At 73.1% G+C, this 20,332-nt stretch carries 13 protein-coding genes; 6 read left to right on the forward strand and 7 right to left on the reverse strand.

What is annotated here, in order from left to right:
- Positions 1–75: 75 nt before the first annotated feature.
- From GJQ66_RS04935 to GJQ66_RS04950, 4 genes are all read right to left on the reverse strand, one after another.
- Positions 76–699 carry an NUDIX hydrolase family protein gene (locus GJQ66_RS04935; RefSeq protein WP_155048202.1) on the reverse strand — a complete coding sequence of 208 codons (624 nt, stop codon included), beginning with the start codon at positions 697–699 and terminating at the stop codon, positions 76–78.
- An 88-nt stretch (positions 700–787) separates the two neighbouring features.
- Entirely contained in the window at positions 788–2,983 is a 2,196-nt protein-coding gene (locus tag GJQ66_RS04940; RefSeq protein WP_155048203.1) for a cation-translocating P-type ATPase, read from the reverse strand.
- Between the two features lie 23 nt (positions 2,984–3,006).
- On the reverse strand, positions 3,007–3,234 hold the full coding sequence (locus GJQ66_RS04945; protein WP_155048204.1) for a heavy-metal-associated domain-containing protein: 228 nt from the start codon (positions 3,232–3,234) through the stop codon (positions 3,007–3,009).
- A 15-nt stretch (positions 3,235–3,249) separates the two neighbouring features.
- Entirely contained in the window at positions 3,250–3,579 is a 330-nt protein-coding gene (locus GJQ66_RS04950) for a metal-sensitive transcriptional regulator (protein WP_306461796.1), read from the reverse strand.
- 68 nt (positions 3,580–3,647) lie between these two features.
- Between GJQ66_RS04950 and GJQ66_RS04955 the strand changes: the two genes are divergently transcribed.
- On the forward strand, positions 3,648–4,292 hold the full coding sequence (locus GJQ66_RS04955; protein ID WP_155048205.1) for an alpha/beta hydrolase: 645 nt from the start codon (positions 3,648–3,650) through the stop codon (positions 4,290–4,292).
- Positions 4,293–4,343: 51 nt separating this feature from the next.
- Here the strand turns inward: GJQ66_RS04955 and GJQ66_RS04960 are convergent, their stop codons facing one another.
- Complete coding sequence (locus GJQ66_RS04960) at positions 4,344–9,020, reverse strand: fibronectin type III domain-containing protein (RefSeq protein ID WP_155048206.1); 4,677 nt, start codon at positions 9,018–9,020, stop codon at positions 4,344–4,346.
- Between the two features lie 512 nt (positions 9,021–9,532).
- Here GJQ66_RS04960 and GJQ66_RS04965 point away from each other — a divergent pair.
- The 4 genes from GJQ66_RS04965 to GJQ66_RS04980 all read left to right on the forward strand — a co-directional run bounded on the left by GJQ66_RS04965 (position 9,533) and on the right by GJQ66_RS04980 (position 17,371).
- Positions 9,533–11,110: an ABC-F family ATP-binding cassette domain-containing protein gene (locus GJQ66_RS04965; protein WP_155048207.1), complete on the forward strand. Its 1,578-nt coding sequence runs from the start codon at positions 9,533–9,535 to the stop codon at positions 11,108–11,110.
- Between the two features lie 206 nt (positions 11,111–11,316).
- Positions 11,317–16,143: a DEAD/DEAH box helicase gene (locus GJQ66_RS04970; protein WP_155048208.1), complete on the forward strand. Its 4,827-nt coding sequence runs from the start codon at positions 11,317–11,319 to the stop codon at positions 16,141–16,143.
- A 2-nt stretch (positions 16,144–16,145) separates the two neighbouring features.
- On the forward strand, positions 16,146–16,925 hold the full coding sequence (locus GJQ66_RS04975) for a DNA-formamidopyrimidine glycosylase family protein (protein ID WP_368732675.1): 780 nt from the start codon (positions 16,146–16,148) through the stop codon (positions 16,923–16,925).
- 41 nt (positions 16,926–16,966) lie between these two features.
- Positions 16,967–17,371 carry a rhodanese-like domain-containing protein gene (locus tag GJQ66_RS04980; RefSeq protein WP_155048209.1) on the forward strand — a complete coding sequence of 135 codons (405 nt, stop codon included), beginning with the start codon at positions 16,967–16,969 and terminating at the stop codon, positions 17,369–17,371.
- Positions 17,372–17,378: 7 nt separating this feature from the next.
- Here the strand turns inward: GJQ66_RS04980 and GJQ66_RS04985 are convergent, their stop codons facing one another.
- Positions 17,379–18,653, reverse strand: coding sequence for a winged helix-turn-helix domain-containing protein (locus GJQ66_RS04985; protein ID WP_368732676.1), 1,275 nt, complete (start codon positions 18,651–18,653; stop codon positions 17,379–17,381).
- A gap of 227 nt (positions 18,654–18,880) precedes the next feature.
- Between GJQ66_RS04985 and GJQ66_RS04990 the strand changes: the two genes are divergently transcribed.
- Positions 18,881–19,288 (forward strand): DapH/DapD/GlmU-related protein, encoded by a 408-nt coding sequence (locus tag GJQ66_RS04990; protein ID WP_166314222.1) that lies wholly within the window; start codon positions 18,881–18,883, stop codon positions 19,286–19,288.
- 45 nt (positions 19,289–19,333) lie between these two features.
- On the opposite strand, the gene GJQ66_RS04995 is transcribed toward GJQ66_RS04990, so the two are convergent.
- A complete protein-coding gene (locus tag GJQ66_RS04995) occupies positions 19,334–20,299 on the reverse strand; it encodes an acetylxylan esterase (protein WP_155048211.1) in 966 nt (321 codons plus the stop codon).
- Positions 20,300–20,332: the final 33 nt, after the last annotated feature.

Raw genomic sequence — 20,332 nt, forward strand, 5'->3', positions numbered from 1 at the left:
CTATGTCCACATTTCTCCGGCAAGTCTCCGCGGATTCCGCGGAGACTTGCCGGAGAAATGTGGACTTGTGGGGGCCTAACGCAGCGCGCCGACGCTCGCGAGCGCCTGGCGGATCAGGGTGCCGCGGCCGCCCTCCATCTCGGCCGCGAGCGCGTCGGATGCCGCCTCCTCCGGCGACATCCAGGTCACCTCGAGCGCGTCCTGGCGCGGCTCGCACGTGCCCGTGACCGGCACGACGTACGCGAGCGACACCGCGTGCTGGCGGTCGTCGTGGAACGCGGACACCCCCGGGAGCGGGAAGTACTCGGCCACCGTGAAGGGCGCGGGCGACGGCGGCACCTGCGGGAACGCCATCGGGCCGAGGTCGTTCTCGAGGTGGCGGAACAGCGCGTCGCGCACGGTCTCGCCGTGGCGGACGCGCCCCGACACGATCGTGCGGGTGAGCGATCCGACGCTCGTCGAGCGCAGCAGGATGCCAACCTCGGTCACCTGCCCCGTGCCGTCGGTGCGCACCGGCACCGCCTCGACGTACAGGATCGGCAGGCGCCGGCGGATCTCGGCGAGTTCGACGTCGCTGAGCCAGGCGGGATTGGCGGATCCGCCCGGCACAGCGCCGAGTCCGCTCATGCCGAGATCGCTCGAGAAGCGGGGGTCCTCGGGGAGGTCTTCGGGATCCGGATCGGGGGTGCGCACGGCCATGCGGACACGGTACCGCGCCCCGCCCAGATCCACATTTCTCCGGTACGTCTCCGCGGATTCCGCGGAGACGTACCGGAGAAATGTGGACTTAGGGGAGGCGGCGCAGGCGGAGGCTGTTCAGGACGACGAACACCGAGCTGAACGCCATCGCGGCTCCCGCCAGCATGGGCGCGAGCAGGCCGAGCGCGGCGACGGGGATCGCGGCGACGTTGTAGGCGAACGCCCAGAACAGGTTGCCGCGGATGATGGCGATCGTGCGGCGCGAGAGCCGCACGGCCTGGGCCGCGACGCGCAGGTCGCCGCGCACGAGCGTGAGGTCGCTCGCCTCGATCGCCACGTCCGTGCCCGTGCCCATCGCCATGCCGAGATCCGCCTGCGCGAGGGCCGCGGCGTCGTTGACGCCGTCACCGACCATCGCCACCTGGCGCCCCTCGGCCTGCAGGCGCCGGACGACCTCGACCTTCTCGGCGGGGAGGACCCCCGCGATGACGCGCTCGATGCCGACCTCGTCCGCGACGGCGCGCGCGGGCGCCTCGGCGTCCCCCGTGACGAGCACCGGCTCGAGGCCCAGCGCCCGCAGCTCCGCGACCGCCTGGCGGCTCGTGGGCTTGACGGCGTCGGCGATCGCGATGACGCCGCGCGCGCGCCCGTCCCACGCGACCGCGACCACCGTCGCGCCCGACGCCTCGGCCTCCGCGAACCGCCGCGCCAGGTCCGCGTCGAGCTCCGCGGCCCACTGCTCGAGCAGCGCGGGACGGCCCACGACCGCGCCGCGGCCCTCGACGACGCCCTGGGCGCCGAGCCCCGCGAGCGCGCGGAAGTCGGACACGGCGGGCGCGCCCTCCGCGGCCGCGACGATCGCGCGGGCGATGGGGTGCTCGGAACCGGACTCGACGGCGGCGGCGATGCGCAACACCTCGTCCGCGTCCTCCCCCGCCGCGGCCTCCACGCCGCGCACGCTCATCGCGCCCGCCGTGACGGTGCCCGTCTTGTCGAGCACGATCGTGTCGATCGCGCGGGCGCGTTCCAGCGCCTGCGCGTCGCGGATGAGGATCCCGTGCTGCGCGCCCGTGCCGGTGCCGATCATGAGGGCCAGCGGCGTGGCGAGACCGAGCGCGCACGGGCACGCGATGATGAGCACCGCGACGGCCGCCGTGAACGCCGCCGCGACCGGCTGCCCGAGGACGAGCCACGCCGCGAGCGTGCCGAGCGCGACGACGATGACGATGGGGACGAAGACGCCCGCGATCTTGTCGGCGATGCGCTGCGCGTCGGCCTTCGACGCCTGCGCCTGTTCGACGAGGTGCGCCATCTGCGCGAGCTGGGTGTCGGATCCAACCCGCGTCGCCCGCACCGCGAGCACGCCGCTCGCGTTGATCGTGCCGCCGACGACGCGGTCGCCGAGGCCCACCTCGACGGGAACGGGTTCGCCCGTCACCATCGAGGCGTCGATGGCGCTCGCTCCCTCGAGAATTTCTCCGTCGGTCGCGACCTTCTCGCCCGGGCGCACGACGAACACGTCGCCCACGGCGAGCCGGTCGGCGGGAATGCGCACCTCGGTTCCGCCGGCCTGCCGCACCGCGACGTCCTTGGCCCCGAGGTCGAGCAGGGCGCGCAGCGCATCGCCCGCGCGGAGCTTGGAACGGGCCTCGATGTACCGGCCGGCGAGGATGAACGCGGTCACGCCCGCGGCCGCCTCGAGATAGATGGAGCCGGATCCGTCCGCGTGCGTCGCGAGGAGGGACCAGCCGTGGCTCATCCCGATCTCTCCCGCGGTGCCGAAGACGAGCGCATACAGGCTCCAGCCAAGCGCCGCGAGCGTGCCGACGGACACGAGCGTGTCCATCGTGGCGGCGCCGTGGCGCAGGTTCGTCCACGCGGCGCGGTGGAACCCGGATCCGCCCCAGAGCACGACGGGCAGGGCGAGGGCCAGCGAGACCCATTGCCACCCGGGGAACTGCAGCGGCGGGACCATCGCGAGGAGGACGACGGGAACCGTCAGCGCGACGACCACCGCGAGCCGCAGCCCGAGGGCGCGGACGTGACGCCCCCGCGCGTCGGCCTCGTCGGGCCGTGGCAGGGTCGCGGCATAGCCGGCCGCCTCGACGGCGCCCACGAGGTCGTCGGGGGTGAGATCCCCCTCCCACGACACGTGCGCCTTCTCGGTGGCGTAGTTGACCTCGGCCGTCACGCCGTCGAGCTTGTTCAGTCTGCGCTCGATCCGACCCGCGCACGAGGCACAGGTCATTCCCTGGATCTCGAGATCCAGCTCGGTGGTGCTCATCTCTCCTCCTCGCGATCCCGCGGTCAGGCGGGGCGGATCCCCAGGTCACCGGGCGCGGCGAGCGCGTACCCGGCCTCGGAGACGGCGGCGGCGACGGCCGCGTCGTCGATCTCGGACGCCGTGACGTTGAGGCGTCCGGTCGCGAGATCGACGTCGACCTTCTCGACGCCCGCGATGTCCGAGACCTCCTCGGTGACGCTCATGACGCAGTGCTGGCAGGTCATGCCCTGGACGGTGTAGGTCTTGTTCATGGTTTCCTCCTGGGGCTAGGAACGAACGAGGCGCGCGATGGCATCGGACGCCTCCGTGAGCTTCTCGTCGGCGACCTGTCCGCCCTCGCGAACGGCGTCGGCGACGCAGTGGGAGAGGTGGTCGTCGAGCAGGCCCAGCGCCACGGACTCCAGCGCCTTCGTCGTCGCGGAGACCTGCGTCAGGATGTCGATGCAGTACTTCTCCTCGTCGACCATGCGATGGATCCCGCGCACCTGCCCCTCAATGCGGCGCAGCCGCGCGAGCACGCGGTCCTTGCCCTCGATATAGCCGTGTGTGTGCGGCGCGTCGGTCATGGTGTTCCTCTCGTCACGGATCACAACCATATACCCCCCTAGGGTATTCCCGCACGCCGCGAATCTTCCCTGTCGGGGGTGCGGGCCAGAATGGATCCATGCAGACGCCGCCCCTCGATTCCGACGCCGTCCTCTGGTCCGCCGACCCCGAAGCGCGCCCGCTGATCGTGATGCTGCACGGTTACGGATCCGACGAGCGCGACCTCTTCGCGCTCCGCGAGCGGATGCCGGATCCGTACGCGATCGCCTCCGTGCGCGCTCCACTCGCGCCGCCGTTCCCTCTCGACGGGTATTCCTGGTACCCGATCGAGGGCCTTAAGTCGCGCGACCCGGAGCTCGTCACGGCCGCCGCCGTCCGCCTGATCGAGTGGCTCGACGACGCCGCGGCGAGCGCGCCCGCGGTCGTGCTCGTCGGGTTCTCGCAGGGCGGGGCGGTCGCGCTCCAGGCGATGCGGCTCGCGCCCGAGCGGTTCGACGCCGTCGTGAACCTCTCCGGGTACGCCGCGGGCGGCGACCTGCCGGGCGACGCGGCGCTCGCCGAGCGGAGGCCGCCCGTGTTCTGGGGGCGCGGATCCGCCGACGAGGTAATCCCCGCGGCCGCGATCGCGCACACGACCGACTGGCTGCCCGGCCACAGCGAGCTGGTGGGGCGGATCTACCCGGGGCTCGCACACGCGGTCTCCGCCGCGGAGCTCGACGACCTCGCCGTCTTCCTCCGCGGCCGCCTCGCGCCCCGCGCATGAACGAGGGCGGGCGGTGCCCGTCAGCACCGCCCGCCCCGTGTGTGGTCGCCCCTATCGGGCGGCCTGCGCGTCGTACGCGACGGTCGTCGTCGTCACCTCCCCCGCGGCGTCCGTGACGGTGACCTCGATCGTGCCGGCCGCGACGTCCCGCTCGTGGGTGTGGATCCGCACGGTGCGCTCCGCCCCCGCGCCGAGGCGCGGGATCTTCCGGTCGCCGAAGGCCGAGGAGACCTCGACGCGGACGGCGCCCTCGCCGGTGTTCGTCGCCGAGACCTCGAGCATCACGCTCTTGCCCACCGTGCGCGCCGATACGTCGACGGACACGGGCGAGGCGGCGACAGGCTCCGCCTCGGGCGCCGGCGTCGTGTAGTGCAGCGACGGTGCCGCCGGTGTCGCCATGCCCTCACCGAGGAAGTAGCTCGTGTGCGGGGGCTGGTTGTAGGCGGACAGCTGCGTCTGCACGGCCACGCGATACGCGGGATCCGACATCAGGGTGCGCAGCTTGTGCTCGGTCACGTCGACCGTCGTGAAGATGCGCAGCGCGCTCGAGTCGGTCGTGCGATACATGACCTCCTCGCGCCAGTCGCCGAAGACGTCCGCCTGGAGCGCCGGGTTGCCCTTCGTGCTGTTGTTCGTGAGAACGCCCTCGGGCGAGAAGATCGCGACCTGCTCGCCCGCCTCGTAGTCCCACTTCGAGATCACGGGCGATCCGGATCCCGTCTCCGCGTTGTAGTCGTGGTCGACGATCTCGCTGAGGAGGTCGCCGTCCCACAGGCCCACGAAGTTCGCGGCCGGGATCGTCTCCGAGACGAGCTCTCCCGATGCGCTCTTCATCTGCCCGACGCGCGAGTTCCACGCGGCGTCGCCGCCGACGGCCCAACCCTCGGCGCCCTCGTAGCGCGGATCGATGTCGGCCATCGCCGCACGCCCCGTGTCGCGCTCCGCCGGGATGTCCCAGAGGATCTCACCCGTGGCCGCGTCTCGGAAGGTCGCGCCGCGGTTGCCCGAGCGGCCCATGTCCTCCTGCGCCGCGAAGACCTCGAGGCCGGGGCGCGACGGGTCGAAGTCGCTGACGTGGAGCGCGTCGCCGTGGCCCAGGCCCGTCGAGTAGAGCCCCTCGCCGTCGTCGTCGATCGCGGCGGATCCGTAGACGATCTCGTCCTTCTGGTCGCCGTCGATGTCCGCCACGTTCATGTTGTGGTTGCCCTGGCCGTAGTAGTCACCGTTGCCCGGCTCGGAGGAGTCGAACGTCCACCGCGTGGAGATCTTCTCGCCGTCGAAGTCGAACGCCGAGATGACCGCACGGGTGTAGTAGCCGCGGCTGAGGACGACGCTGGGATGCTCGCCGTCGAGGTAGGCCACCGAGGCGAGGAAGCGGTCGACGCGGTTGCCGTAGCCATCGCCCCACGAGGAGACGTCGCCGCGCTCCGGGATGAAGTCGATCGTGTCGACCGCGCGCCCCGTCGCCCCCTCGAAGACCGTGAGGAACTCCGGCCCCTGCAGCACGTAGCCGGACGAGTTCCGCCAGTCCGCGTCGGCGTCGCCGATCACAGTCCCCTCGCCGTCGACCGTGCCGTCGGCCGTCTTCACGAACAGCTCCGCGGATCCGTTCCCGTCGACGTCGGCGAGCATCGGCTGCGAGTAGTGCGCGCCCGCCCGGATGTTGCGCCCGAGGTCGATGCGCCAGAGCTTCTGGCCGTCGAGCTCGTAGGCGTCGAGGAACACGTTCCCGGTGTACCCCGACTGCGAGTTGTCCTTCGCGTTGGTCGGGTTCCACAGGAGCACGACCTCGTACTGCCCGTCGCCGTCGACATCGCCGACCGTCGCGTCGTTCGCCGTGTACTCGTAGGGCTGCCCGTCGGGCGTGTACCCGCCCTCGGGCTTGTCGAGCGGCACGTCAAGGAACTGGTCGCCCCAGACGCCGAACTCGTCGGTCGCCCAGACCTCGCCGTCGTCCGTCACCTCCGAGACGCGGTAGGTCGCGTCGGCGGATCCGTCGGCATCGAGGAGGTTCGTGGATCCCGTGACCGGCTCCGCGGTGATCCGCTCGCCGTCGCGATAGACGTGGAACGCCACGTCGACCGCGTCGTCACCGTTCATGCGCCACCCGAGGTACACGCCCCCGTCCTGCGCGACGGCGACGGGCTGCCGCCCGATCCGCTCGGCGTCGCGCGCCAGGACCGTCTCGGCCGGGGTCTCGAGGACGTCGGACGCCGCGCCCGCGCCGCCGGCGTTCACCGCCTGGACCCGGTAGAAGAACGGCACGGTCGTGAGGACGTCCGTGTCGGTGAACGCGGCCTCGTCGGTGCGGCCGACGACCTCGAAGTCGCCGTCCGCCGACTCCGCGCGGCTCACGAGGTAGAACAGCGCGGTGTCGGTCTCGTCCCAGGAGAGCGAGATCTCGCGCGCCTGAACGTCGACCGCCGCGAGGCCCGTGGGTGCGGCGGGGGCCGCCACGTCGGGGTCGATGACGTCGACGGCGACCTCTTCGGACGGCACGGACTCGCCGCCCGGCGTCACGGCCGCGACCGCGTAGCTGTAGGAGCTTCCGGCGGCCGCCGTGTCGTCGGTCGCGCTCGTGCCCTCGGTCTCGGCGACGAGCTCGGCCGCGCCGTCGGGCGCGGTGCGATACACGCGGTACGACTCGGCCTCCGGCGCGGCCTGCCAGCTCAGGGCGACCGTGCCCGTCTGCCCCGAGATCTCGACGCCGTCGAGCGCCAGGCCCGTCGGCGCGACGAGGATCGGCGTGATCTCCAGCCCGTTGAGGTGCCCCGTCTGCCCCGTGATCGTCACGGACAGCTGTCCGTCGCGGACCACGATGTCCTCGAAGACCTTCTCGCTCGCGCCGCGGCTGGCGGAGACGCCGCCGAGGTCGCGCCCCTCCATCTCAACGTTGGTGCGCACGGTTCCGAGCAGGTCGCCGACCGTCACGGCGGCGGAGTACTCGCCGTTCGGCACGTCGGTCACGAACTCGTACTCGCCACCGAACTCCGCGACGAAGTCGCGGGCGACATCGTCGAGGTCGGATCCGCGGTCGCGATCGATCATGCCGCTCGCGTCCACGAGCCCGAAGCCCGTCTCCTCGTCGTAGATCGTGTCGCGCGTGACCTCGTCGAAGCCTTCGGCGACGACGGATCCGACCGGGCCGAAGTCGTATCGATACTCGGCGACCCGCGTGGTGGCGGAGACGACCGCGCTGCGCTCGCCCTCGCCCAGGCCGTTCGCGGCGGCGACGCGGAAGTCGTACGCCGCGCCCTCCTCGAGGCCCGAGATCGACGCCTGCGGGATCGTCGACGTGCCCGCGAGGGCGAAGTCGTCGGACCCGGACGGCGCGCGGTAGATCCGGTAGATGTCGGCGCCCTCCGTCTCGTCCCAGGCGAGGGACACGGAGGCGCCCGTCGTGCCCGTCACGCTCACGCCGGCGGGTGCGGCCGGCACGGCGTCCGGCGTCGTTACCTCGACGGCGTCCGAGATCGGCAGCCCCAGCTCGGCGACGTCGGTGGCGACGAGCCGCGCCATCTGGATCGCGCCGTACTCCTGGAAGTGCGTGTTGTCGGTCGTGCCGTCCGGGCGGTTCGGATACACCCCGGCGGGGACGTGGAGGAACACGGATTTCGCGTTCTCGACCCCGATCGCGTCGAGGTAGGCGCGACTTGAGGCGGAGAGGTCGACCATGTCGACGTCGAGCTCGGCCGAGACGTCCTTCACGGCCTGAACGTACTCGGGAAAGCTCTCGTTGAACAGCCCCGTCTCGGTGTTCACGTCGAGGCGGTTCACGGGGGTCACGAGCACGGGGATCCCGCCCCGCTGGCGCGTGCCCTCGACGTAGATCTTCAGGTACTCGCGGAAGTCCTCGGGGCTCGTGTAGCGCTCGGGGACGGACTCCGTGGCGTCGTTGTGGCCGAACTGCGTGAAGACGTAGTCGCCCGGCCGGACGCTGCGGAGCACCGTGTCGAGGCGCCCCTGCTCGAGGAACGACCGGGAGCTGCGGCCGCCGATCGACTGGTTGTCGACGGCGACGTCGTCCGACAGGAAGCGCTCGAACATCTGGCCCCAGCCGGCCTGCGGCTCCCAGTAGGGGTCGTAGGTCTGCATCGTCGAGTCGCCGGTCAGATACGCGGTCGGCACCGCGGCCGCCTCGCGCGCCGGGTGCGGGGTGATCTCGAGAGCGGCGATGTTTGGCGTCTCGCCGGAGAAGGTGAACGACAGCTGCCCATCGACCAGCGCGATGTCGTAGCTCATCTCGAGGTACTCGCCCGTCGCGCGGCTTGTCGGTTGCACCTTCTGCATGAACTCGCTCGTGATCGCGATATCGGTCGCGCCCTCGGCGTCGCCCGCGATCAGCGAGACGGTGTAGTCGACGTTGTCGAGGTCGACGACGAACGTCGCCCCCGCGGGCGTCACGAAGTCGCCGCGCAGCGCGTCGTCGCCGCCGCGGTCCGCGTCGGTCACGGATCCGCCCTCGACGAAGCCGTAGCCTCGCTCTGGCGAGTAGGCCGTGTCGGCGGTGACCTGCTCATAGCCCGCCTGGACGGCGCCGGGCCCGAAATCGAATCGGACGGGCGTGAGATCCGCGGCCTCGGCCGCCGGGACGGCGGCCACGGCGGCGGGCGCCATGGCGACCGACCCCGAGGCCACGAGGGCGACGGCGGTCACCTGGCTGATCGTGCGTATCGTGCGGCGCCTGCCCCCGGGGGAGCCGTCGGCGCGCCAAAATGCGCTGGACATTCGATCCTCTCTGATCGCGTCGCACCGGCGTCGTCGCCGGCGCGGAGCCCCGCTCGGGGCGCGCTCAATCGCCGCGCGGGCCGGCGGCCCGCACGCGATGGAAAGCGCTATCCGGGACGGTAGTAAGACGTTTCAGGCGCGTCAAGGGATCCACACAGACCGCGTTCAGATATACCGGCATTCGTATCATTCGGCGGCGCCTGCGGAACACAATGCAGTCAAAATTCAGCGCGAAGCGGGCGGATCCGCGGAAACGACGACGGCGGGCGTCGGATTGACTGCGTTGTGTCGGGAGCCGGGCGGGCCCCGCGTACAATGGCCGGGTCCTGTCCCCGACGATCGGAACGAAACCGTGCGGACCCTCGGCAACGCCTAACGCGCTGAACCGACGCCTTTCGTGCATCGCGCAGCGCCTTCCCGCGCTGATTCGTCGATGCTCGCCGCACATCGAGCGTCCCGGGGACAACGGTCCCGGTGATCAGCGCACTCGTGCCTTGATCATCGGAGTCCCCATGTCCTCGCTCGTTTTCGAGCATCTTTCGTACTCCTGGCCGGACGGATCCGTCGCGCTCTCGAACATCTCCGGGGCGTTCGGCGACGGGCGAACCGGTCTCGTCGGCCGCAACGGGACCGGCAAGACGACGCTGCTGCGCCTCGCGTCCGGCGAGCTCTCCCCCACATCGGGTCGGATCGTCGCCGACGGCGCGGTCGCGGGCCTGCCACAGGGGATTGGCCTCGATACGCAACGCCGCGTCGCCGACGTTCTGGGCGTCGCCCGAGCCCTGGACGCGGTCCGCGCCATCGAACGCGGCGATGTCGCGACCGAGCGATTCGACCAGGTGGGCGAGGACTGGGACATCGAGGCCCGGGCGCGCGCCGCGCTCGCGGAGGCGGGGCTCGATGCCTCGACGCTCGATCGCACCGTCGGGGAGCTCTCGGGGGGCGAGGCGGTCCTCGCGGCGCTCGCGGGCGTCCGGATCCAGCGCCCCGCCGTGACGCTTCTCGACGAGCCCACGAATAACCTCGACCGCTCGGCGCGGCAGCGCGTGCACGCGCTCGTGCGCACGTGGCCGGGCACGCTCCTCGTCGTGTCGCACGACCTCGAGCTGCTCGAGATCATGGACCACACCGCCGAGCTGCGCGACGGCGTCCTCACCGTCTTCGGTGGCCCTTACTCGGCGTGGCTGTCTCACCTCGCGGAGCACCAGCGCGCGGCCGTGAAGGCCGAGACCCACGCGCGCAAGGAGCTGGCACGCGAGAAGCGGGAACGGCGCGAGGCGGAGACGCGGATCGCTCGGCGCGCGCGATCCGGGCGCGCAGCCGCCGACTCGATGCCGAAGATCCTCGCCGGCGCGCGCCGCCGGGCGGCGGAAGTCACAGCGGGACGCCAGCGCACCGAGGCCCGGGCGGCGGAGGACGCCGCGCGGGAAGCCGCCGACGTCGCCGGACGTCGCGTGCGCGACGATGCCGTCGCCGTGTTCGACCTCCCCGACCCCCAGCTTCCCCGCGGGCGTCGGATCGCGACACTCGCCGACGCGCAACGGTCGTGGGTCGTCGAAGGCCCGGAGCGCGTCGCGCTCGTCGGCGCGAACGGCGCGGGAAAATCGACGCTGCTGGAGACGATGCGCCGCGGCGGGGAAGGCGCAAGCCCTCGTGGATCCTTGCACTCCGATCGCGTCGGCTACCTGCCGCAGCGTCGCGACGGCATGAACGGCGACGCCTCCGCGGCGGAAGCCGTGCGCGCGGTCGCCCCGAATCTCCCCGAACGAGATCTTCGCAACCGGCTCGCGCAGTTTCTCCTGCGGGGAGCCGCGGCCGACCGGCCCGTCCGTTCGCTCTCCGGCGGGGAGCGCTTCCGCGCCCAGCTCGCCGTGCTCCTGCTCGCGGATCCCGCCCCCGACGTCCTGCTCCTCGACGAGCCGACCAACGACCTCGACGTCGAGACCGTCGACCAGCTCGTCGGCGCACTCGAGGCGTACGGCGGCGCGCTCGTGATCGTCAGCCACGACGACGTGTTTCTCCGTCGCCTCGCGCCCGACCTCGTGCTCGCGGTCTCTCACGGATCCCTCACGGAGACGACGCTCGAATGACGACCCCCAACACAACGCAGTCAAAATTCAGGGCGAGGCGGGCGGATCCGCATGACGGGCTCCCACGACCGAAGGATTGACTGCGTTGTGTCGGGAGCGGGGCGAGAAAGGGCCGCGCTCGGGACGCCGGCGTCGGATTGACTGCGTTGTGTCGGGAGCCGGGCCGGGGCGGGCCCGATGTCGGTGGGGACGGGCAGGATGGATCCATGGACGTCCTCGACCGCTTCAGCGCCCCGACGCGCGAGTGGTTCCGGGCTGCCTTCCGCGCCCCGACGCCCGCGCAGGAGGGCGCGTGGAACGCCATCTCGCAGGGGCGGCACGCGCTCGTCGTGGCGCCCACGGGGTCCGGCAAGACGCTGTCCGCCTTCCTCTGGGCGATCGACCGCCTGTTCCGCGAGGGCACGTCGGGCGGGCCCCTCCCGGGGCTCGAAGCGCGGGAGCGCCCGCGTTCGGCGAAGACCCGGACGAAGATCCTCTACGTCTCGCCGCTGAAGGCGCTCGGGGTCGATGTCGAGCGCAACCTACAGTCGCCCCTCGTGGGGATCTCGCAGGCCGCGCGCCGGCTCGGCGTCGAGCCGCCCGCCGTGCAGGTCGGCGTGCGATCGGGCGACACCCCCTCGTCGGCCCGCCAGCGTCTCGTGCGACAGCCGCCCGACGTGCTCATCACCACGCCCGAGTCGCTCTACCTCATGCTCACCTCGAACGCCCGCGAGACTCTGCGCGAGGTGCACACCGTCATCGTGGACGAGGTGCACGCGGTCGCCGCGTCCAAGCGGGGCGCGCACCTCGCGGTCTCCCTCGAGCGCCTCGACGCCCTGCTGGAGCGCCCCGCGCAGCGCATCGGCCTGTCCGCGACCGTGCGCCCGATCGACGAGGTCGCGCGGTTCCTCGGCGGATCCGCGCCGGTCGACATCGTCGCGCCGCCCGCCGCGAAGACCTTCGACCTCCGCGTGCGCGTCCCGATCGAGGACATGCAAAACCCGCCCGCGCCCGAGGCGCGCACGTCGAACGCACCGGGCCCCTCCGACGATCCCGTCTCCCCCGCCGACGACCGCTTCTGGGAGGGCACGCCGGGAGCGGACGACATGCCTCCCGCCGAGAACGTCGAGGTCACGGGATCCGTGTGGCCGCACGTCGAGGAGGCGATCGTCGACCGCGTGCTCGCGCACCGATCGACCATCGTGTTCGCGAACTCTCGCCGCCTCGCCGAGCGCCTCACGGGGCGCCTGAACGAAATCCACGCCGAGCGGCTCGGGCTCGCCACCCCCGAGCCCACGATGCCCGCGCAGATGATCGCGCAGTCGGGCCAGGCCTCCGGCGTCGCGCCCGTGCTCGCCAAGGCGCACCACGGATCCGTGTCGAAGGATCAGCGGGCCATCGTCGAGGAGGAACTGAAGTCGGGCGCGCTGCGCTGCGTCGTCGCGACGAGCAGCCTCGAGCTCGGCATCGACATGGGCGCCGTCGACCTCGTCATCCAGGTCGAGGCGCCGCCGAGCGCCGCGAGCGGGCTCCAGCGCGTCGGGCGCGCGGGCCACCAGGTCGGCGAGATCAGCCGCGCCGACCTCTTCCCCAAGCATCGCGGCGACGTGCTCCACACGGCCATCGTGACCGAGCGCATGCTCGCGGGCCAGATCGAGGCGATCGCCGTCCCGCAAAACCCCCTCGACATCCTCGCCCAGCAGACCGTCGCGGCGTCCGCCCTCGACGCGGTCGACGTCGAGGACTGGTTCGCGTTAGTCCGGCGGAGCGCGCCGTTTCGCGCCCTCCCCCGCAGCGCCTTCGAGGCGACCCTCGATCTCCTGGCCGGGCGGTACCCGTCCGACGAATTCGCGGAGCTGCGCCCCCGGATCGTGTGGGACCGCGACCGCGGCGTCTTCGAGGGGCGCCCGGGGACGCAGCGACTGGCGGTCACCAGCGGGGGCACAATCCCCGATCGAGGGCTGTTCGGCGTCTTCGTCGCGGGCGAGACGCAGAACGCGCGCGTCGGCGAGCTCGACGAGGAGATGGTCTACGAATCGCGCGTGGGCGACGTGTTCACGCTCGGCACGACGAGCTGGCGGATCGTCGAGATCACCCACGATCGCGTCAATGTCGCTCCCGCCTTCGGCCAGCCCGGGCGCGTGCCGTTCTGGACCGGCGACGGTCTCGGGCGGCCCGCCGAGCTGGGCGAGGCGCTCGGGCGCATGGTCCGCGAGGTCGCGGCCGCGCCGGCCGCCGAGGCGCATGCCCGCCTCGCGAGCGCGGGCCTCGACGAGAACGCGCGCGCGAATCTCCTCGCCCTCCTCGCCGAGCAGCGCGAGGCCACCGGATCCCTCCCCACCGACACGACCCTGACGGTCGAGCGGGGCCGCGACGAGGTGGGCGACTGGCGGATCATCCTCCATTCCCCCTACGGCATGCACGTGCACGCGCCGTGGGCGCTCGCCGTGAACGCGCGCATCCGCGAGCGCCTCGGCGTGGACGGATCCGCCGTGGCGAGCGACGACGGCATCGTCGCACGGATCCCGGACGCCGAGACCGACCCGCCGGGCGCCGAGCTGTTCGCCTTCGACCCCGACGAGCTCGAGCAAATCGTCACAGACGAGGTCGGCGGATCCGCGCTGTTCGCCTCCCGATTCCGCGAGTGCGCCGCGCGCGCCCTCCTCATGCCGCGCCTCAACCCCGGCAAGCGCATGCCCCTGTGGCAGCAGCGCCAGCGCTCGGCCGCCCTCCTCGAGGTGGCCCGCAGCCACCCGACGTTCCCCGTCATCCTCGAGACGCTGCGCGAGGTCCTGCAGGACGTCTACGACCTGCCCGCGCTCCTGCGCGTCGCGCGCGGCATCGCGGGCCGCGGCATCCGCCTCGTCGAGAGCGAGCCCGCCCAGCCGTCGCCCTACGCCCGCGACCTGCTCTTCGGATACGTCGGCGCGTTCATGTACGAGGGCGACTCGCCCCTTGCCGAACGCCGGGCCGCCGCGCTCTCCGTGGACCCGGCTCTCCTGGGCGAGCTCCTGGGCCGCGTCGAGATGCGCGAGCTGCTCGACCCGGCCGTGATCGCGCAGTTCGAGCGCGAGGTGCAACGCCTCGCGCCGGGGCGACGGGCGCGCGGCATCGAGGGCGTCGCCGACCTGCTGCGCCTGCTCGGCCCACTGACCGCGTCGGAGGTGGCGGAGCGGCTCGACGCCCCGCGGCAACCGTCCGCGACCGGTCCCCGCGCGGGCACCGACGGCGACGAGGCGGCGCGCGCCGACCCCAGACCGGCCTCGGCGGAGGCCGACGACGGGGAGACGCAGCCCGACGACCCCGGGGCCGCCTCGCCCGAGGTCGCCGCGGCGCACCTCGACGAGCTGGTTCGCGCGCGGCGCGCGATTCGCGTCCACATGGGCGGCGAGGAGCGCGTCGCCGCGATCGAGGACGCGGGCCGCCTGCGCGACGCCCTCGGGACAGCCCTGCCCGTGGGCGTTCCGACCGCGTTCACGGAGCCGGTGGCCGACCCGCTCGGCGACCTCGTCAGCCGCTACGCCCGCACGCACGGCCCCTTCCCCGCCGCCGCCCTCGCGACCCGCCTCGGCGTCGGTCAGGCGGTCGCCCGGCACGCGTTGCAGCGTCTGGAGACCGCGGGCCGCGCCGTCAGCGGGTTCTTCCTGCCCGACGGCGCGGGGGCGTCGCTCGGCGACGAACCGGAGTGGTGCGACAGCGGCGCGCTGCGGCGGATCCGGATCCGCTCGCTCGCCGCGCTGCGCGGATCCGTCGAGCCCGTTCCCCCCGACGCCTTCGCCCGATTCCTCCCGTCGTGGCACCACCTCGACCGCCCGCTCGAGGGCATCGACGGCGTGCTCCAGGTGGTCGAGCAGCTCGCGGGCGTGCCGATCCCCGCGAGCGCCTGGGAGTCGCTCGTGCTCCCAAGCCGCGTACGCGACTACGCGCCGGGGCTGCTCGACGAGCTCACCGCGACGGGCGAGGTGGTCTGGTCGGGCCACGGCGCGATCTCCGGCCGGGACGGCTGGATCGCCCTCCACCCCGCCGACCTCGTGCCCGTCACTCTGCAGGCGCCCGCCGACCTCGCGAGCACCGACGGTCTCGACGCGCGAATCCTCGCCGCCCTCGCCCGCGGCGGGGCCTACTTCGCCGCACAGGTGGCCGACATGGTGCGCGAGGGCGTCGCGCCTCCCGAGGCCGCGGGGGTCTCGGAGGCCGCCGTGACGGAGGCGCTCTGGCGGCTCGTGTGGGCGTCGCGCGTCACGAACGACACCTTCGCCCCCGTCCGCGCGTTGCTGTCCGGCGGTTCCCAGAGCCACAAGGTCGCCCGGCGCGCCCCGCGCACCCGCACGTTCCGGGGCGTGTCCTTCTCGCGCCCCGGCGGATCCGCGCCCCGCCCCGCGTCGCTCGGCGGGCGCTGGTCCCTCCTCGCCTCGCCCGACGCAGACGACACCGTGCGCGCGGCCGCACGCGCGTCGCTCCTGCTCGATCGCTACGGCGTCGTCACGCGCGGATCCGTGCAGAACGAGGGCGCCCCGGGCGGCTTCGCGCAGGTGTACCGCACGCTCGCGCAGTTCGAGGACGCGGGGCACTGCCGCCGCGGCTACGTCATCGAGGGGCTCGGCGCGGCGCAGTTCGCCGCGTCCGCCACGATCGACCGACTGCGCACCTTCGGCGGGCTGCCCGATCCTGCGCCGCGGGCGGCGCGCGTCCTCGCCGCGACCGACCCCGCCAATCCCTACGGCGCCGCGCTGCCGTGGCCCGCGCTCGACGAGGTCACCCACCGGCCCGGGCGCAAGCCCGGCGGCCTCGTCGTGCTCGTCGACGGCGCTCTCACGCTCTACCTCGAGCGCGGCGGGCGCACCGTCCTGGCGTTCACGGCGGACGAGGACGCCCGCCAGGCGGCCACCGCCGGGCTCGCGGAAGCCGCGCGCCGGCACGCGTTCGAGACCCTGACCGTCGAAAAGGTCAACGGCGAGTTCGTCTACGGCTCCCCCCTCGCGCACCACCTGCGCGCCGCGGGATTCGTGGAGGCGACCAAGGGGCTGTCCCTCCGGCGCGAGACGCGGAGGTAGGCGTGCCCGAGGGAGACACCGCCCACCGCGCCGCTCGGCGCCTGCACGACGCGCTCGCGGGCGACGTGCTCGTGCGCGGCGAGGTGCGCGTCCCCCGCGCCGCGACGGCCGACCTCTCCGGCCGCACGGTCGAGCGCGTGCGCGCGGTCGGCAAGCACCTCCTCCACACGCTCGGCGACGTCACCCTGCACACGCACCTGAAGATGGAGGGCGAGTGGCACGTGCACCCCGCAGGGTCCCGGTGGCGCCGCCCCGCGTTCCAGGCGCGGGCGATCCTGGCGACCGCGTCTCAGGAGGCCGTCGGCTTCGAGCTCGGCATCGTCGAGCTCCTCGAGACCGCGCGCGAGGACGACGCGATCGGCCACCTCGGGCCGGATCCGCTCGGTCCCGCCTGGGATCCCGGGGAGGCCATCCGCCGGCTCGAGCGCGACGAGCGGGCCGCGCACGTCGCCCTCCTCGACCAGCGCAACGTCGCGGGTTTCGGCAACGTGTACGCGAGCGAGCTTCTCTTTCTCCGCGGCGTCTCGCCGACCACGCCGATGGTCGACGTCGACGCGGCGGCCCTCGTCGACCTCGGCGCGCGGGCTCTGCGCGCGAACGTCGGCCGCACGCGTCGCACGTTCACGGGAGCGAACCGGCAGGGCGAACGGCACTGGGTGTACGGGCGCGAGGGGCAGCCGTGCCGGCGCTGCGGCGCCCTGGTCCGGCGCACGGATCTCGGCGCACGGCCCGGCGAGGAGCGCCGCGCGTTCTGGTGCCCCGTGTGCCAGCCCGTCCCCTGAACCCGTCGTCCAGACGGGCACGGTCTCGATATGCTCGCGCCATGATCGATGCCGCCGCCCACTTCCGCGCCAAGCTCGAGGTCGAGACCGACCCCGCCGACACCTACGCGGCACAGCGCGCGGGCGAGGCGTTCGTCCTCGTCGACACGCGCTCCCGCGCCGCCTGGGATCAGGGCCACGCCGAGGGCGCCGTCCACCTTCCGACGCGCGAGATCGCGGAGCGCGCCACGAGCGAGATTCCTGCGGGGACGGCGGTCGTCGTCTACTGCTGGAGCCCGGGGTGCAACGGCGGCGACAAAGCCGCGCTCGCGTTCGCGGAGCTCGGGTACCCCGTCAAGCTCATGATCGGGGGCTTCGAGTACTGGAAGCGCGAGGGCTACCCGGTCGCCACGGCCCACGGCGTGAGCGCCGGGCCCGTGGATCCGCTCACGGGCGTCGCGGGCTGACCCCGCGTCACCGCCCGCTCTCCCGGGGGTGGGCGTGGCGCTCGGCGGCGAGCGCGGCCGCGAGGTGGTCGGTCGCGTCGCCCCACCGCGAGACGGTGACCCGCTCGAGGCCCTGCCAGTCGGCCGCGCGGCGGAGCTCGTCGGCGATCCGCTCGGCGGCGTGGCCGCCCGCCGCGTGCGGCTCCCACCACGCGGACTGGACGCGGAGGGCCGAGGCCGCGCGGTCAGCCTTCAGGTCGACGCGCCCCACCACCCGGTCATCGACGAGCACCGGCAGCGAGTAATACCCGAAGCGCCGCTGCGCCTGCGGCACGTAGATCTCGATCCGATAGTGGAAGTCGAAGAGGCGCTCCGCCCGGTCGCGGAACCACACGACGGGATCGAAGGGAGTGAGGACGACCGCGCGGTCGATCGCCCGGGGCAGGCGCGCCGAGCGGTGGATCCATGCCGGAAGCGGCCGCCCCGCCTGATCGGCCCACCCCTCGACCGCCACGGGCGACAGCTCGCCGGCGTCGACGAGCTCGGCGACCGCGACCTTCACGGCGCGCTGGTCGCGAAGGCGGAAGTAGTCGTTCAGGTCGGCGATCGTCGCGACGCCCGAGGCCCGGGCCGCGCGGAGCACCAGCTCGCGCACGGACACGTCGTACGGTGCGTCGCGCCCGATGACCTCGCTCGGTAGCACCTGCTCGGCGAGCGCGTACACGCGCTCGAAGCCCTGCCTTCCCGCGATCGCCACCTCGCCCGATGCCCAGAGGAACTCCAACGCGCGCTTGACGTGATCCCAGTCCCACCACGGACCGCCACGCGCCGCGCGGCCGACCGATTCGACCTCGGCGGGCCGCAGCGGGCCGCGGTCGGCGAGCTCGGCCCGGACGCGGTCGACGACGCTCGCGTTGCCCGGATCGGCCGCCCAGCCGCCCCAGCGCCCCGCGCGATCGCGCACCTCGCGTCGCCGAAACCCCCAGAGCGGCCAGTCCTCGACCGGCATGAACGCGGCCTCGTGCGCGAGGTACTCGACAAAGCGCGCCGGGCGCGCGGGCGTCGCGCGCCGCATCACGAGGCGGTCCAGCGCGGCCGGCTCGTACGCGCCGAGACGCGAGTAGAGCGGCAGATAGTGCGAGCGGGCGAACACGTTAACCGAGTCGATCTGGAGCACGCCCATTCGGCGAATGGTCGCGGCGATCGACCGCGGCCCCGGATCCGTCGCGCGCGCGGATCCGAGACCCTGCGCGGCGAGCGCGATCCGGCGGGCCTCGGGGGCGGAGAGCGATGTCCTGGGCACACGCCGACGGTAGCGCGGGCCCCCGACATTCGCGGCCCCCCGCGACGTGCGCCGCCGCCGCCGCGCCGCGCGCGGGTCCTCCGCTCACAGGCGGGGCATAGGTTCCCTCCAGCCGGCGCCTCATCGACGCGCGCACGATGGCCGTATTCCATTCGCGGGAATAACTGCAGAAACATCGCGGTTGTCCCCGATGTCCGACCAGAAACCGAACAACGCGGAAGGGCACTGTGGGTAAGAACTACGTCGACATTGAAAGCGATGACGGAGACGTGCTGCGTTACCGCAAGCACGCGAACGGCCGCGGGCTCGTCGCGCACGGCGCGAAGGTCGCCGCGACGGCGCGCGTCGAGGCGGGGGCGTACATCGAGCCCCGCGCACGGGTGCTCGACGGCGCGCGCATCGGCGCCGGGGCCTGGATCGAACCGGGCGCCGTGATCGGCCAGGGCGCCGTCATCGACGCGAACGCGCACATCGGCCCCGACGCGGCCATCGGCGCGAAGGCCAAGATCGGCGTGCGCGTGCACGTCGGGTCCGGGGCCCAGATCGCGGGCGGATCCCTCATCGGGGACGACGAGAGCATTCGCGATGGCGAACGCGTCGCGACCGACCTGCGCGGCTTCCGATTGGCCGCCTGACCGATTTTTCCCCGCCGCCCGCCCCACACGGGGCGGGCGGCGTCATCATGCAGACAGGCGATCGCGCAGCCAGTCGAGCTGCACCCGGCGGTGCAGCGGGCCGCCGCCCTCGTGATCGTTGTAGGGGTACACCGCGATGTCCTTGTCGGCGCCGGCCCACGCGTCGTACGCGCCGAACACCGTCGACGGCGGGCACGTCGCGTCCATGAGACCGACCGAAAACAGCGCGGGCACATCCGCCAAGCGCGCCAGGTTCACCCCGTCGACGTAGCTCAGCGTGCGGAACACGTCGTCGACGCGGTCGCGGTGCGCGGCGAGATAAGTGACGATCTCGGCGTAGGGCGCGCGGTCGGTGATCGACGTGGCCCGCGGGAAGTCGCAGAGGAACGGCACGTCCACGAGCGCCGCCGCGACGCCCTCCCCCAGAGCGGCCGCGGCGATCGCGATCCCGCCGCCCTGGCTGATCCCCGCCACGACGACGGGGAGGCCGGGCATGAGCTCGTGCGCGACGTCGACCGCGCGCGCCGCGTCGGTGAACACGCGGCGGTAGTAGTGCGTCTCCGGCGAGGAGATGCCGCGGGTGAGGTGCCCGGGGGCGGCGGGATCGGATCCGTGCGGATCCGCCGTCGCGCCCGGCTTGCCGTGCGCGTAACCCTGACCGCGCGTGTCGACCAGCAGGTGCGCGTACCCGGCGAGCACCCACTCCGACTGCTGGTGCGCGTAGCCGCGCCCGCCCGAGTATCCGAGGAACTCCACGACGACGCCGGCCGGCTCGCGCCCGGCCGGGACGTGGAGCCAGGCGGAGATCGGGTCGCCCGCGAACCCCGCGAACGTGACGTCGTGGGTCTCGACGAGCGCGAGCCCGTTGTCCACCGGCCGCGCGTAGGTCTCGCCCCCGGCGGCGCGGGCGCCCTCGAGGGTACTGGCCCAGAACTCCGCGAAGTCGTCGGGCGCCTGAACGGTGGAACGGTGCTCGCGCAGCGCGGCGAGCGGCAGATCGAAGTGCGGCATCGAATTCCTCTCCTCCCGCGAGCGTAACGGGGA

The sequence above is a fragment of the Microbacterium sp. ZXX196 genome, from assembly GCF_009709595.1.
GTDB lineage: Bacteria > Actinomycetota > Actinomycetes > Actinomycetales > Microbacteriaceae > Microbacterium > Microbacterium excoecariae.

Excerpts from the sequence above, each read along its gene's own strand:
- GJQ66_RS04955 (WP_155048205.1), top strand. The coding sequence starts at position 3,648 with ATGCAGACGCCGCCCCTCGATTCCGACGCCGTCCTCTGGTCCGCCGAC.
- GJQ66_RS04960 (WP_155048206.1), bottom strand. The coding sequence starts at position 9,020 with ATGTCCAGCGCATTTTGGCGCGCCGACGGCTCCCCCGGGGGCAGGCGC.
- GJQ66_RS04935 (WP_155048202.1), bottom strand. The coding sequence starts at position 699 with ATGGCCGTGCGCACCCCCGATCCGGATCCCGAAGACCTCCCCGAGGAC.
- GJQ66_RS04995 (WP_155048211.1), bottom strand. The coding sequence starts at position 20,299 with ATGCCGCACTTCGATCTGCCGCTCGCCGCGCTGCGCGAGCACCGTTCC.
- GJQ66_RS04940 (WP_155048203.1), bottom strand. The coding sequence starts at position 2,983 with ATGAGCACCACCGAGCTGGATCTCGAGATCCAGGGAATGACCTGTGCC.
- GJQ66_RS04945 (WP_155048204.1), bottom strand. The coding sequence starts at position 3,234 with ATGAACAAGACCTACACCGTCCAGGGCATGACCTGCCAGCACTGCGTC.
- GJQ66_RS04980 (WP_155048209.1), top strand. The coding sequence starts at position 16,967 with ATGATCGATGCCGCCGCCCACTTCCGCGCCAAGCTCGAGGTCGAGACC.
- GJQ66_RS04970 (WP_155048208.1), top strand. The coding sequence starts at position 11,317 with ATGGACGTCCTCGACCGCTTCAGCGCCCCGACGCGCGAGTGGTTCCGG.
- GJQ66_RS04965 (WP_155048207.1), top strand. The coding sequence starts at position 9,533 with ATGTCCTCGCTCGTTTTCGAGCATCTTTCGTACTCCTGGCCGGACGGA.
- GJQ66_RS04950 (WP_306461796.1), bottom strand. The coding sequence starts at position 3,579 with ATGGTTGTGATCCGTGACGAGAGGAACACCATGACCGACGCGCCGCAC.